Here is a 13349-nt window from a genome sequence, read left to right on the forward strand (position 1 = left end):
GCAGGACCGCCGGCTTCGGCCGGACTACAGCAGTTCGGCGCGCAGCTCGGCCGCCGACTTCGGCGAGAGCAGCCCCGGCGGCACGTCCAGGACGGTCACGGCGCCGAACTGGCCCTGCTTGTTCAGCCGGCTCACCGCGCGGGCGTAGGCCACCAGGACGCTGGCGGTGAATTCCGGGTTGCTCTCGAGCGTGAGGCCGTATTCAATGACCTGCGCATGTTCGCCGCTGGTGTTGCCGCTGCGGATCGAGAAACCGCCGTGCGGCATCGCGCGGTGGTCACGGGCGAGTTCCTCAGCCGTGATGAAGTGAACCTCGGTGTTGTACTGGTCAAAGTAGTGCGGCATCGTCACGATGGCCTCCTTGACGGCCGCGGGGTCCGCGCCGTCTGCCAGCACCACGAAGCACTCGCGTACGTGCTTCTCCCGGGTCTCCAGCTGCGGACGGGTGCCATTGCGGACCTTGTCGATGGCCGTCTGCGAGGGAATGGTGTACTGGACGCCGCCGGCTACCCCGGGAACCCGGCGGACCGCATCGGAATGCCCCTGGCTCAGGCCCCGGCCCCAAAACGTGTACGTGTCGCCGTCGGGCAGGAGTGCCTCACCGTACACCCGGTTGATGGAGAACATGCCCGGATCCCAGCCGGCGGAAATCAACGCGGTCTTCCGGTTGGCGCGTGCCGGCCCGTTTACGGCGTCGTAATACTCCGGGATGCGCGCATGGGTGTCAAAGCTGTCCACGGTGTTGAACCGCGCGGCCAACACCGGCCCCTGTGCAGGGAGGTCTTCCTTGGAGCCGCCGCACAGGATCAGTACGTCGATGTCGTCCTCGTAGGCCGCCAGGTCGGACATGGCGTAGACGGCGGTCCCGGGATGCAGCGGCACCAGGTCCGTCGGTTCGCGGCGCGTAAAAATCCCGGTCAGCTGCATGTCGGCGTTTTTCTCCACCGCGGCCTCCACACCGCGGCCCAGGTTTCCGTAGCCGGCAATGCCGATGCGGATGGTTTCACCCATGGTCAGTCCTCTCGTCAGGTTCGCCCGCCTAAGTAAAATGCTTGCGGGCAGCACTTTCGTGCCAAGGTCAACCGGCCCGAGCAGATCCGGGGCCGGAAACGCCGAAGGCCCCAGGCTGCCGCAGGAGCAGTCCGGGGCCTTCGGAAGTCAGCAGGTCAGATCCACATGGCCGGATCGATGTATTCGGCCGGATCCACGGCGGGCGTCGTTTCCCGTTGCGGATCACGGTGCCGGAACGTCGCGGGAATGCCGGTGATGATCGATTCCGGGGGCGCGTCCTTAACAACGACGGCGTTGGCTCCCACGGCGCTGTCCGCGCCGATGACAACCGGTCCCAGCACCTTCGCGCCGGCCCCGATGACCACGCGGTCCCCGATGGTGGGGTGGCGCTTTACCTTGGCCAGCGAACGGCCGCCGAGCGTGACGCCGTGGTAGATCATGACGTCTTCGCCGATCTCCGCCGTCTCGCCGATCACCACGCCCATGCCGTGGTCGATGAAGAACCGGCGGCCAATGGTGGCACCGGGATGGATCTCGATGCCGGTCACAAACCGCCCCAGCTGCGAGAGCAGCCGCGCAGGGAAACGCAGCGATGGATTGGCCCACATCTTGTGCGTCACCCGGTGGATCCAGATGGCATGCAGGCCCGAATAGGCTAAAAAGTTCTCGACGGACCCGCGGGCCGCCGGGTCGTGTGACCTGGCGGTCTCGAGATCTTCACGCAGTCGCGCTATGAAACCCATGGAAGCTTTCTGATCGGCAGTAACCGCTGTGCGGTCCGGACAACTTACCCGCGGATGTCGTCGTACAGGATGGTGGAGATGTAACGCTCTCCGAAGTCCGGGACCACGGCCACAATCAGCTTACCCGCGTTCTCCGGACGCTTGGCTACCTCAAGGGCGGCCCAGACGGCGGCGCCGGCGGAGATGCCGCCGAGGATGCCTTCCTTGATGCCGAGCTGGCGTGCCACGGCTACCGAAGCTTCAGTGGGGGCGTCGAGCACTTCGTCGTAGACATCCGTGTCCAGGATTTCGGGGACGAAGTTCGCGCCCAGGCCCTGGATCTTATGCGGGCCGGGATTGCCGCCGGTGAGGATGGCGGAGTCCTCGGGCTCGACGGCGATGACCTGGACTGACGGCTTGCGTTCCTTCAGCAGGCGGCCAGCGCCGGTGATCGTGCCGCCCGTGCCGATGCCCGCAACGAAGATGTCCACTTCGCCGTCGGTGTCGGCCCAGACCTCTTCGCCGGTCGTGGAACGGTGGATGGCGACGTTGGCCTGGTTGGCGAACTGCTGCGCCCAGATGGAGTTTTCCGTGGTGGCCACGATTTCCTTGGCCTTCTCGACGGCGCCCCGCATTCCTTCGGAACCCGGGGTCAGCACGATCTCGGCGCCGAAGGCGCGCAGCATGACGCGGCGCTCGGTGGACATGGTTTCCGGCATGGTGAGAATGACGTTGTAGCCGCGTGCAGCACCCACCATGGCCAGCGCAATACCGGTGTTGCCGGAGGTGCCCTCCACAATGGTTCCGCCGGGCTTGAGCGCGCCTGCCTGCTCGGCGGCATCCACAATGGCGACGCCGATCCGGTCCTTGACACTGTTGGCCGGGTTGTAGAACTCGAGCTTCACGGCTACCTTCGCCGGCAGCCCCTCGGCCAGACGGTTAAGCCGAACCAGGGGAGTGCGTCCAACAAGCTGGGTTACGTCGTCGTAAATACGTGCCATTTTTGCTGATTCCTGCCTTTTCCGGCCCATGGCCGATCTGGATGTACACGCAGCGGGCAGTGCTGACACGCCCGGAGCAAAGATACTTTTAGCCTAGCCAGCGCTCACAGCGCCGGACTAAGCAGCCAGCCACTGGGCGTAATATTTTCGGGCTTTGGCCAGCTTCGGGTCGATTATGACGCGGCAATACCCCTGTTCGGGGTGCTTGGCGTAAAAATCCTGGTGGTATTCCTCAGCGGTATGGAAGGTCGGCAGCTCGGACACCTCGGTGACAATCGGGTTGTCCCACAGCGGCTGGGCACGCTCGATCGCGGCTTCGAACGCCTGCTTCTGCTCCTGGTCCGTGTAGTACATGACCGAGCGGTACTGGGTGCCGACGTCGTACCCTTGGCGGTTCAGCGTGGTCGGATCATGGGAGACAAAGAACATGTCCAGAATGACGTCCTCGGGCACCACCGTCTCGTCGAAGGTCACAGCCACGACTTCCGCGTGCCCCGTGGTTCCGGAGCACACCGCTTCATAGAAGGGGTTCTGCGTGTGGCCGCCGGTGTAGCCGGAAACCACTTCGGTCACTCCGCGCGTCTTCTGGTATACCGCGTCCAAGCACCAGAAGCAGCCGCCGCCCAAAACAAAAGTCTTCATGGTCGTTAACAATGTCAGACGGGCCGCCAAGATTCCCAATGTGTTCCACGTCACGAAAAAAACGCGCACTCGAACCAGCCAATGGGGTAGAAAAGGACGTATGAACGACGACGAGCAGCCCGAGACCAAGCAGGACGCCGAAGATACGTCCAGCGAACCTGCGCCCGACGCAGGTGGCACCCCTATTCTTGGCGACGTACTGCTGGCCATCGAAGAGCTGTGGCCCGAATCCCTGTCCGAGCCGTGGGATGCGGTTGGCCCCGTGGTGGGCAGGCCTTCGGCAGAGGTAAAGCGGATCCTCTTCGCGGTGGACCCCACGGCGGAGGTGATCGCCGAAGCACTGGCGTGGGACGCGGACCTGCTGGTCACCCACCACCCGCTGCTGCTCAAGCCGGTGAACTCGGTGGCAACCTCGAACTTCAAAGGCGACGCCATCCACCGCCTGATCGAGGGCGGCTGCGCGCTGGTGACCGTGCATACCAATGGTGACAGCGCCGTGGGCGGGGTCTCCGACGTGCTGGCCGATGCCATGGGCCTGCGGGACGTCCGGCCGCTGGCCGCTGCCGAGAACGGCCTGCCCGAGGAAGGCATCGGGCGGGTCGGGGAACTGGCAGACGGGACGACGCTGGGCGAATTCGCCGCCGTTGTCTTCAGCATGCTGCCCGCGGTAGCCGGGGGAGTGAAAGTGGCCGGAGACAAGGACGGGATTGTCCGCACCGTGGCGGTCTGCGGCGGCGCCGGCGACTCGCTCTTCGACGCCGTCCGGGCAGCACAGGCGGATGTCTACGTCACCGCGGATCTGCGCCACCACCCGGCGTCGGAAGTCCGGGAGGGCGCGGTCGACGGGCGGCCCTATCTGATCGATGTCTCGCATTTCGGCAGCGAGTGGCTGTGGCTCACGCCCGCGGCCGATGCGCTGGACAACGTGCTCACGGACCAGGGGTACAACGTTGAGGTCAGCGTCAGCGGAATCAACACCGACCCGTGGGATTTCGTCCTGACTCCAGGGTCCTGATGCCGGGCCAGTGCATTAGGCACAAAAGGATAGGCTAGAGAGCACGCCGGGCCGCAGGGGCACGGCAGGATCCGGAGGATTTTCATGGCGAAAGCACCAGCATCGGAGCAGTTGCGGCTGCTTGACCTCCAGGCACTGGACAGCAAGGTAACCCAGCTGGACCGCCGCAGCGCCACCGTTGCCAAGAACGCGGACATCGATGCCCTGCTGGAGAAGCTGGCCACTGCCGATTCGGAACTTGTCACGATCAACACCGAGGTTGGTGACACGCAGCGCGAACTCCAGCGGGCCGAGACGGACGTCGAAATGGTCCAGACGCGGATCGACCGGGACCAGAAGCGGCTGGACAGCGGATCCGGATCACCCAAGGATCTCTCCGCCCTGCAGAGCGAACTCGTGTCGCTGAACAAGCGGCGTTCGGATCTTGAAGACGTCGAACTTGAGGTGATGGAGCGGCTCGAGGCCGTCCGGGTACGGCAGGCCGACCACCAGAAGTCCCATGATTCCCTGCGGGAGGAACTGGCCGCACTGGAGAAGACCCGGGACGAAGACCTGGCCGCCATCGCAGCCGAGCGCGCATCCGTCGCGGCGGAGCGCGCCGAGCTGGCGGGCACATTCGAGCCGGCCTTGCTGGCGCTCTACGAGAAGACCCGCGCCCAGCGGGGCGTGGGCGCAGCCAGGCTCTTCCACGGGAAGTCGGAAGGTTCCGGCATGCAGCTCAGCCCGGGCGACCTGGCAGACATCAAGAAGGCCGCCGAGGACGACATCGTCTTCTGCCCCGACTCCGGCTGCATCCTGGTCCGCTCCACTGAATGGGCCAGCTGAACCGGCAGGATCCTAACTAAGCCGGCAGGGCCAGCTAACCCGGCAGGATGATGTTCAGTGCGTGCGGCTTGCGCGCGGTTCCTGCCACCAGTTCCGCCTGCCATTTCTCCTGCGCGGCCTTGAGCAGGTTGGTCGGGGTCTCCGGCGCCTTGCCCCGGCGGGTGAGCAAATGGCGGGCGAGCTCGCCGCGGGTGTGCTTGGCAAAGTGCGAGACAACGGTCCGCTTGCCGTTGCGCTCTTGGAAAACGTTGACCACTACCGTCCTGTCCGCGGCCGGCGACCACGCTGCGGCATAGCTGCTGGATCGGCAGTCCACCAGCAGGTGCCCGTCCGCATGCGCGTCCAGCGCCGCGGGCAGCTGCTTCTTCCAGTAACTGGCGAGCTTCCCTGTTTCGGGCAGGCCCACCGACATGGAGAGCCGGTACGCGGGAATGAAGTCCGGGAATCCGATGGCTCCCCACAAGGCGGAGACAATAACGACGGCGGCATCAGCCTTGCGCTTTTGCGCCGCGGTCATGGTGCGGTAGCCCAGGGCGTCGTAAAGGACGCCTGAATAAACGGTGTGGGCGGCGGCGGACGGTTCGTCGTGCAGGCGCGTGTTGCGTTCCACTTCGGCGGCCAGCGACGCGCCGACGCCGAGGCTGGCCAGGGCATCCGGTTGCGAACTGACGTGGGCCAAGGCGTTCAGGACTTCTTCGCGGGCTGGATTCAGCTCCGGAAAATGCAGTTCCGAGAGTTCAAACGGATGGCCCTTGGCGGCAGCGGTTTTACCTTCGGAGGGAGGAAGCAGAATCAGCACCCTACGAGCTTACAGATTCCGCCGATGCCCGGCAGTCCGGTGGTGCCGCGGCCTGTATCCTTGGAACTGGATGGGTTGGCTGGGCGATCGCGTTGGCAGGTGCAAACCTGCTGCCGAGGAAAGTCCGGGCTCCGCAGAGCAGAGTGGTGGGTAACGCCCACTCGGGGTGACCCGCAGGCCAGTGCCACAGAAAACAAACCGCCAGGACCGCCCATGGGCGGGATCTGGTAAGGGTGAAAAGGTGGTGTAAGAGACCACCAGTGTCCCGGGTGACCGGGAGAGCTAGGTAAACCCCACTCGGAGCAAGGCCATACAGGGTACGTTCGAGGGCTGCTCGCCCGAGTGCCCGGGTAGGCCGCTTGAGGGCATCGGCAACGGTGCCCCTAGATGGATGATTGCCACCCGGCGGCGGGCAACTGCCGCCGGCGACAGAACCCGGCTTAAAGGCCAACCCATCCCACATCCTGCATCTTCTGTGATGGCGTATGGATCCCATCCTCAATAGATTGCTAGTATTTCCCAATGCTCAGCACCAGCAGCCCGCGCGACTATCGCATTGACACGGCCAAAGGCATCCTGATCTGCCTTGTAGTGCTAGGTCATTTTCTTGAGGCAGGCGGCTCCTGGAGAGCCGACACGACACGGCTCCCACTGACAGCTATCTACATGTTTCACATGCCGGCGTTTGTTTTTCTCGCCGGCGTTACAGCAAAGACAACCCATCTCGGACGACGGCTTGGAACCTTCGCCGTGATCCTCGCGACGTTTCAAGCGCTCTATTTTGTCGCTGCAGAATTGCTTCAAATCGACCGTAATTTTTCAGTTGCCACTCCGTTTTGGATCCTCTGGTTCTTACTCGCGATGTTCTGGTGGCTACTGCTGCTGCCGGTAATCCGCACGTTCCCCAAAACAACTGCGGCCCTGTCAGTCTTGGTCAGTGCGGTCATCGGGGTTATTGATGCGGTGGGTTACCCATTGTCACTTTCCCGGACTTTGATATTCCTGCCCTTCTTCGTCTTGGGGGCGACCTATGGAAAGGAGATATTGGGTGCAGTATCCGCGCTTTCCGCCATCTGGAAGTCAGCAGCTGTATTTCTAGCTGTAGCCGTCTGGTTGTTTTTGTATCGGGTGGATCTGAGTCAAAAATGGCTCTATGGAAGCTTCGGCTTCGACGATCTCGGCGTTACTCACGGCCAGGGAATACTTGTGCGAGTCGGCCTTTTTGTTGTTGCCGCCTTTGTCACAATGACATTCATCTCGCTGATGCCAAAACGAGATGGGATTCTGGCCAGGACCGGACGGCATAGTCTGGCCGTTTTCGCTTTGCACGGCTTAGTTGTTCTGGCACTCACACCTGTAATGCCATGGTTCCTCCAAGAAGCTGGAAGTATCTCTGCCCTTGCAGCGTGCACAATCTTGACCGCTATCACGGTGCTGGTTCTTGCGCTTCGACCATTCGAATTAGCTATTCGTAGATTTTCATCAACGATCGTCGAAGGGTATACGGGATTGTGCCGAGAGCGAGATTCGGCCTCTGCACGCTAGCAACGACCGTATCGACTCTGAGTGCTTGTGAGTGACTTCACACGTATCTGGAACCAGTGCCCCTCCGGAGTCTCTAGAATAGATATGGGCATAGTCCTCAACACAGCTGCCGGCTACGGCGGGTGTGTGCTCTGCACGAAGTAGACGGATCTTCGTTGCAGGCGTCGCCGTGGATTGCGCGGCGAGTTCCAACCGGTCTCGAGGGAGAGTCCGGCTGATGTAGGAAGGTAATTCTGTGAACCAGAAGTCAGAAGCGGCCCTGGATACGTGGATCAATCGCGAGGCACTTGCCGAAACGATGATTCCGCTGATCGGGCGCCTGTACCGCGAGAACAACGTGGTCACATCCATCCACGGACGAAGCCTGATCAACCAGTCCGTAGTTGGCATCCTCAAGGCCCATCGGTTTGCCCGGCAGATCGATGACGTTGAACTGCCGCTGGAAGAGACTTTCCCAGTGCTTCAGGCCCTGACCGAGCTGGACCTCGGTGCCGGCTCTGTCGATCTGGCCCGCCTGCTGGTCAAGTTCAAGACCGAAGCCGCCGGCAGCGAATTGAAGGACTTCCTGCGGGAAGAGCTGGCCGAGATCGTCGGTAAGCGCGGAGCGGACGCCCGCGTCAGCACCGACGTCGTTCTTTACGGTTTCGGCCGCATCGGCCGTCTCCTGGCCCGGATCATGATCGGCCACTCGGGCGGCGGCCACGGCCTGCGCCTGCGCGCCATCGTGGTCCGCAAGGGATCCGAAAATGACCTCGTCAAGCGCGCAAGCCTGCTGCGCCGCGACTCCGTCCACGGCCCGTTCGAGGGGACAATCTCCGTGGACGAGGAGCACAACACCATCCTCGCCAACGGCACGCTGATCAACGTGATCTACTCCAACGATCCGTCCACGGTTGACTACACCGCCTACGGCATCAACGACGCCATTGTCGTGGACAACACCGGCCGCTGGCGCGATGAAGAGGGCCTGTCGCAGCACCTGAAGAGCAAGGGTGTTTCCCGCGTTGTGCTGACGGCGCCGGGCAAGGGCGGTCTGAAGAACATCGTCCACGGTGTCAACCACAAGGACATCACCTCCGACGACAAGATCGTCACCGCCGCGTCCTGCACCACCAACGCCATTACCCCGGTCCTGAAGGCCATCAATGATAAGTACGGCGTGGTCCACGGCCATGTGGAGACGGTCCACTCGTTTACGAACGACCAGAACCTGATCGATAACTTCCATAAGGGTGAGCGCCGCGGCCGTGCCGCTTCGCTGAACATGGTGATCACCGAGACCGGTGCCGCCAAGGCAGTCGCCAAGGCCCTGCCCGAACTCGAAGGCAAGCTGACGGGCAACGCCATCCGCGTTCCTACCCCGAACGTCTCGATGGCCATCCTGAACCTGAACCTGGAAAAGGATGCCAACAAGGAAGAACTGAACACCTACCTTCGCGGTATGTCGCTGGATTCCGAACTGCACAAGCAGATCGACTACATCGACTCTCCCGAAGTTGTTTCGAGCGACTTCGTGGGTTCTCGCCGCGCCGGCATTGTCGATGGCCTCGCAACCATCGCGAACGGCAAGAACGCCGTCCTCTACGTCTGGTATGACAACGAATTCGGCTACAGCTGCCAGGTCATCCGCGTTCTGGAAGAAATGGCCGGAGTGCACCCGATGCTGTTCCCGGTTGTTGCCAAGGAACCCGTGGTTGAGGCGATCAGCTGACCTGACGGAATCTTGGTCGATCGAGAGGCCGGCGGCGTTTTATACGCCGCCGGCCTCTCGGCATTTGCGGCATGCGGGTAACAGCTATGGCTTTTGCCAGGGGGCCTCCTAGAATGGGCCCATGACTGAAAAGACAGAGTTGTCGAGGTGGGAACAGGCGCAGGCCAACTACAAGGAGGCCCAGCGCTTGCTTAAAGAGGCGCAGTCGGCTTTCGCGCGCGGAGATGTCCAACAGAAGCGCGTTGACGAGCTGACCCGGTTGAAGGACATCGCCGAGGAAGACTATCTACGGTGCGAGAAGGAGCATCGGTCAGGATTGACGGACTCCTGATTTGAGGCTTCACGATAAGTTCCGTGCCGTTAAGCGCAGACTCAAGCGGGTCGTAGTTAAGAACCAAGGTCCGCGCGTTCCGGCGGGGGACAGCGGCCCAAGCGCCAGTGCCGCGACGGCGAAGGTGGCCGTGGTAATACCGGTCTACAACACGATGCCGTATCTGGCTGACTTGCTCGACTCCCTGGCAGCGCAGGATCTGGATCCAGCATTGTTCGAGATCGTCGCTGTCGATGACGGCTCCACGGACATGAGCGGGGAAGTGCTTGATGCCTTCGCTGCTGCCCACTCCAACATCCGTGTGATCCATCAAGAGAACAGCGGCTGGCCGGGTAAACCGCGCAACGTCGGCATCGCGGCGAGCCAGGCTCCCTATATCTTCTTTTGCGACGCCGATGACCTACTGGGGCCCGAAGCCTTGCGTCGCATGGTGGATTATGCCTTGGCTAATGACGTGGATCTTTTGGTGCCGCGTATGGTGGGGCTCGGCGGCAGAGGCGTCCAATCAGGACTATTCCGAGAGACCTACCTGGACGTTGACCTGAGGAAAATTCTTGGTACACTCTCGCCCCAGAAGATGTTCCGTCGGAGCATGCTGGACCGGCACGGCATCAGATTTCCCGAAGGGATGGTCAGGCTCGAAGACGGCCTGGTGTTGGCGCGATGCTATCTGGTTTCAGAGCGGACCTCCCTGCTCGCGGACTACGACTATTACTACCTTAGGACGAGGGACGACGGCGCAAATATCAGTTCGCAACGGACCAGTCCGGAGAGTTACACCCGCTCCGTTAGCGAGATAGCGAGGATCCTCACGGAAGGTGACTCCAATGCAGAGCGGGCCGGCCTCTTGGTGCTGGACCTATACCGGCGCAAGTGCCTGAGGTTCTATGCGCCGGACCGTTTTCGCAAGATCAACCGCCGGCAGGCGAGGCGCTGGATGTCCGAACACGCTAAGTTCGCGCAGCGCTACATTTCCCCGGCACTGGAAGAACAGTTGTCCTTCCCCCATCGGCAGAGATCTGCGCTTGTACGCGCCGGCGACCTGGACGGGCTGCGAAGACTGGCTGCTGCCGAACCGTTTGTCCAAGCCAAGGCAAGGGCTGTAAGCGTCTTATGGGAATCGGATCAGATGAGCATGGAAGTGGCGCTGGCGCCAGCCGGAGAACTGGACAGCTTGGAACTTGTGGTCCGCGGCCGCGCATCCAATAAGTGCAGCACCCAGCGGTTCGATCCTCTTCCAGCTGAACCCGGCAAGTACTTCGCCAAGCTGGATTGCGCGTCTTTGGCAGGTTTCGGCCCCGTGATCGTAGATCTTTACGCTCGGGCAACGAAAGACGGATTCACCGGCTTGGAACATCGTGTCGCCGTGGACACAAGCCTCCCGCTGCCAGCCCCGGCGAGCGATGTACGCACCTACGCCACGGTCAACGGCAAGCTGAGCGTTGACATGCGGACCAAGCAACCGAGCTAGCGAGAAGGGGCCGTAAGGTCTGCTGGATCAGTGGCCGAACGGATCCGGGTCCACGCCCGGCATCCAGGTCAGTCCTTCTTGGGCCCAGCCCTGGTTTTTGATGTGCTTGCGCGCGCGCCGGCCCCAGCGGTCATTGAGCCGATCGATGTACAGCTTGCCGTCGAGATGGTCGTATTCATGCTGCATGACGCGGGCGAACCAGCCGGTGGCTTCGAAGTCCACCGGCTGTCCGTCGACGTCGAACCCCTGGACTCTGGCCCATTCCGCGCGTTTGAGCGGGTAGCTCAGGCCAGGCACGGACAGGCAGCCTTCAACTTCCTCCTCGGGGTCCGGGTCGGCGCCGGATATCTTCGAGAGCGTCAGAGACGGATTGATCAGCACGCCGCGCGGCGGTACGCCGTCGTCGTTGGCGAAGTCGTAGGTGAACAGGCGCAGGCCGACACCGATCTGCGGCGCCGCCAGTCCCACGCCGTGGGCCTCGTCCATCGTCTCGTACATATCCTCGACGAGAGCGCGGAGGTCGTCGTCGAACTCGGTAACGGCGGCGGCGCGACGGTGCAGGACAGGTTCACCGGTGATGGTGACTGGACGGACGGGCATGCTTCTCCTCAATGCGAAAGTCCTCAGTGCGAAAGCTTGAAATGCTAGTTGGCGGTGTCCCGGCCGGCGCCTTCGCACAATGATCTCACTGGTGCCGCCGAAGATCGTGAGCAGGCGTGCGGCCAGGTAAGGCTGGGCGACAGGGTATTCCGCTGACTGCCGGGCTTGACCGGCTGAACATGAAGAAAGCCGCCTGGATCATCTCCAAGACGGCTTTCTTGCGAAGCTACCGGTGTCAGCCACCAGCCTCATTCGGGGTGAGTAACGGGGCTTGAACCCGCGACCTCCTGGACCACAACCAGGCGCTCTGCCAGCTGAGCTATACCCACCATATGCCTCTTTGTTCCTCCCGGCAGATCCCACTCTAGCGGTTCCTGCCGGTCTTCAACCACAAAAGGCAACGCAGATAAGTCTACATGCTTTCCGGGGTGCTTTTGACAGTCTTTCGCCATTTTGGCCTGAATCGACCAAAATGTGGTGCAGCTAACATCGCCGGGGTGGGATCAGAGCACTGCCGTTTGGGTGACCTCGGCAGCGATCTTCTTGGCGGTTGCCGAATCGGGCCCGGGGGAGGGGACGAAGACTGCCTGGCGGTAGTAGCGCAGCTCGTTGATCGAGTCCTTGATGTCTCCGAGGGCCCGGTGGCCGCCGCTCTTGGCCGGCGACTGGAAGTAAGCGCGTGTGAACCACCGGCGCGACAGTTCCTTGATCGTGGAGACGTCGATGATCCGGTAGTGGAGGAAATCGATGACCTTCGGCATGTCCCTGGCCAGGAAGTTGCGGTCCGTGCCTACCGAGTTCCCGGCGAGCTGTGCCTTGCGGGGCTCCGGAACCCAAGCGGTGATGTACTCCATGACTATCTCTTCCGCCTCGGCCATGGTCATGCCATGCGGCAGTTCATCGAGCAGCTTGGAAGTAGTGTGCATTTCCCGGACAAAGTCATTCATCTGGGTAAGGGACTCATCGGAGGGCTTGATGACCACGTCCACTCCGTCCCCGAGCACGTTCAGCTCCGAGTCGGTAACCAGCACTGCCACCTCGATGAGCGCATCTGCCTCGAGGTCCAGTCCGGTCATTTCGCAATCGATCCAGACAATATGTTCATTAGAGATAGGCACCGCTCAAATGTACCGCGTCGGCAGCGGCGCATGGCCGGACAGAACGAAGCCGCCGCTGCGGACCCTCCATCGAAACGTCTGGTCCGCGGTGTTAGTAACTAGTGTCATTGATTATGGATTTTTATCCTCAAATAATGTCTCACCTTCCCGCTAGCGTAAGCGTTATGAAACTGTCGCAGTACTCGACGAAGGCCGGAACGGGCTATATCGTGCTGCGTGGAGCCGGTGCAAAGCCGGGCACATTCCCGGTGCGTGGCAGGACGGGCGCGGCACCATCCACGTGCCCGGGTTCGGGTCGCTCACGGCATCCAGGGCCGCCGTTTTGCGCCCGGGTTTGGGTCCGCGCCCAAAAGGCGGATTTGAAGGGTCAGGGCACGGCGCGTGGCCGGCTACGCCGTGGCGCGGGGCCTCAGGTCGTGTCGGTGACCCGGGAAGTGGCCGGTGGCGTCCACGATGAACGCCCGAAGCTGGTGAAGCCGCTCCGTTCGGAGGACCGGCGAACACCCGTCGTCAAACACCTGGGCCCGGCTAACCCGCGTCGGGTTCAACTGGTTCGAA

Annotated in this window: 13 protein-coding genes, 1 tRNA gene and 1 other RNA gene; 7 read left to right on the plus strand and 8 right to left on the minus strand. The window is 62.3% G+C overall.

From position 1 onward, the window contains the following. Window positions 1-24 precede the first annotated feature (24 nt). From HGO92_RS15155 to msrA, 4 genes are all read right to left on the minus strand, one after another. Complete coding sequence (locus HGO92_RS15155; protein WP_169996234.1) at window positions 25-1011, minus strand: diaminopimelate dehydrogenase; 987 nt, start codon at window positions 1009-1011, stop codon at window positions 25-27. 155 nt (window positions 1012-1166) lie between these two features. Then, window positions 1167-1754: a serine O-acetyltransferase EpsC gene (gene epsC / locus HGO92_RS15160; protein ID WP_169996236.1), complete on the minus strand. Its 588-nt coding sequence runs from the start codon at window positions 1752-1754 to the stop codon at window positions 1167-1169. Between the two features lie 44 nt (window positions 1755-1798). Continuing rightward, complete coding sequence (cysK, locus tag HGO92_RS15165) at window positions 1799-2734, minus strand: cysteine synthase A (protein WP_169996238.1); 936 nt, start codon at window positions 2732-2734, stop codon at window positions 1799-1801. A gap of 117 nt (window positions 2735-2851) precedes the next feature. Continuing rightward, window positions 2852-3376, minus strand: coding sequence for a peptide-methionine (S)-S-oxide reductase MsrA (gene msrA / locus HGO92_RS15170; RefSeq protein ID WP_169996239.1), 525 nt, complete (start codon window positions 3374-3376; stop codon window positions 2852-2854). 100 nt (window positions 3377-3476) lie between these two features. On the opposite strand from msrA, the gene HGO92_RS15175 reads away from it, so the two are divergent. Then, window positions 3477-4391: a Nif3-like dinuclear metal center hexameric protein gene (locus HGO92_RS15175; protein WP_169996241.1), complete on the plus strand. Its 915-nt coding sequence runs from the start codon at window positions 3477-3479 to the stop codon at window positions 4389-4391. Window positions 4392-4475: 84 nt separating this feature from the next. Beyond that, window positions 4476-5216, plus strand: coding sequence for a zinc ribbon domain-containing protein (locus HGO92_RS15180; protein ID WP_169996243.1), 741 nt, complete (start codon window positions 4476-4478; stop codon window positions 5214-5216). Window positions 5217-5250: 34 nt separating this feature from the next. On the opposite strand, the gene HGO92_RS15185 is transcribed toward HGO92_RS15180, so the two are convergent. After that, window positions 5251-6015 (minus strand): peroxide stress protein YaaA, encoded by a 765-nt coding sequence (locus HGO92_RS15185; protein WP_169996244.1) that lies wholly within the window; start codon window positions 6013-6015, stop codon window positions 5251-5253. A 71-nt stretch (window positions 6016-6086) separates the two neighbouring features. On the opposite strand from HGO92_RS15185, the gene rnpB reads away from it, so the two are divergent. The 5 genes from rnpB (at window position 6087) to HGO92_RS15210 (ending at window position 11073) form a co-directional block, all read left to right on the plus strand. After that, an RNA gene (gene rnpB / locus HGO92_RS15190) (RNase P RNA component class A) lies at window positions 6087-6474 on the plus strand. Window positions 6475-6537: 63 nt separating this feature from the next. After that, complete coding sequence (locus HGO92_RS15195) at window positions 6538-7560, plus strand: acyltransferase family protein (protein ID WP_169996246.1); 1023 nt, start codon at window positions 6538-6540, stop codon at window positions 7558-7560. Between the two features lie 235 nt (window positions 7561-7795). Beyond that, window positions 7796-9271, plus strand: coding sequence for a glyceraldehyde-3-phosphate dehydrogenase (locus HGO92_RS15200; RefSeq protein ID WP_169996248.1), 1476 nt, complete (start codon window positions 7796-7798; stop codon window positions 9269-9271). Window positions 9272-9392: 121 nt separating this feature from the next. Beyond that, window positions 9393-9602 carry a hypothetical protein gene (locus HGO92_RS15205; RefSeq protein ID WP_074702090.1) on the plus strand — a complete coding sequence of 70 codons (210 nt, stop codon included), beginning with the start codon at window positions 9393-9395 and terminating at the stop codon, window positions 9600-9602. Window positions 9603-9732: 130 nt separating this feature from the next. Next, window positions 9733-11073, plus strand: a complete 1341-nt coding sequence (locus HGO92_RS15210) for a glycosyltransferase (protein ID WP_169996249.1) — start codon at window positions 9733-9735, stop codon at window positions 11071-11073. Window positions 11074-11100: 27 nt separating this feature from the next. Here the strand turns inward: HGO92_RS15210 and def are convergent, their stop codons facing one another. The 3 genes from def to orn all read right to left on the minus strand — a co-directional run bounded on the left by def (window position 11101) and on the right by orn (window position 12791). Beyond that, window positions 11101-11673 (minus strand): peptide deformylase, encoded by a 573-nt coding sequence (gene def / locus HGO92_RS15215; protein WP_169996251.1) that lies wholly within the window; start codon window positions 11671-11673, stop codon window positions 11101-11103. 256 nt (window positions 11674-11929) lie between these two features. Then, window positions 11930-12002, minus strand: a tRNA-His gene (locus HGO92_RS15220). A 174-nt stretch (window positions 12003-12176) separates the two neighbouring features. Continuing rightward, window positions 12177-12791, minus strand: coding sequence for an oligoribonuclease (orn, locus tag HGO92_RS15225; protein ID WP_169996253.1), 615 nt, complete (start codon window positions 12789-12791; stop codon window positions 12177-12179). Between the last annotated feature and the right edge of the window lie 558 nt (window positions 12792-13349).

It is taken from the genome of Crystallibacter degradans (assembly GCF_012952295.1).
Taxonomy (GTDB): Bacteria; Actinomycetota; Actinomycetes; order Actinomycetales; family Micrococcaceae; genus Crystallibacter; species Crystallibacter degradans.

Excerpts from the sequence above, each read along its gene's own strand:
- msrA (WP_169996239.1), bottom strand. The coding sequence starts at position 3,376 with ATGAAGACTTTTGTTTTGGGCGGCGGCTGCTTCTGGTGCTTGGACGCG.
- def (WP_169996251.1), bottom strand. The coding sequence starts at position 11,673 with ATGCCCGTCCGTCCAGTCACCATCACCGGTGAACCTGTCCTGCACCGT.
- HGO92_RS15195 (WP_169996246.1), top strand. The coding sequence starts at position 6,538 with ATGCTCAGCACCAGCAGCCCGCGCGACTATCGCATTGACACGGCCAAA.
- cysK (WP_169996238.1), bottom strand. The coding sequence starts at position 2,734 with ATGGCACGTATTTACGACGACGTAACCCAGCTTGTTGGACGCACTCCC.
- epsC (WP_169996236.1), bottom strand. The coding sequence starts at position 1,754 with ATGGGTTTCATAGCGCGACTGCGTGAAGATCTCGAGACCGCCAGGTCA.
- HGO92_RS15155 (WP_169996234.1), bottom strand. The coding sequence starts at position 1,011 with ATGGGTGAAACCATCCGCATCGGCATTGCCGGCTACGGAAACCTGGGC.
- HGO92_RS15205 (WP_074702090.1), top strand. The coding sequence starts at position 9,393 with ATGACTGAAAAGACAGAGTTGTCGAGGTGGGAACAGGCGCAGGCCAAC.
- HGO92_RS15175 (WP_169996241.1), top strand. The coding sequence starts at position 3,477 with ATGAACGACGACGAGCAGCCCGAGACCAAGCAGGACGCCGAAGATACG.
- HGO92_RS15180 (WP_169996243.1), top strand. The coding sequence starts at position 4,476 with ATGGCGAAAGCACCAGCATCGGAGCAGTTGCGGCTGCTTGACCTCCAG.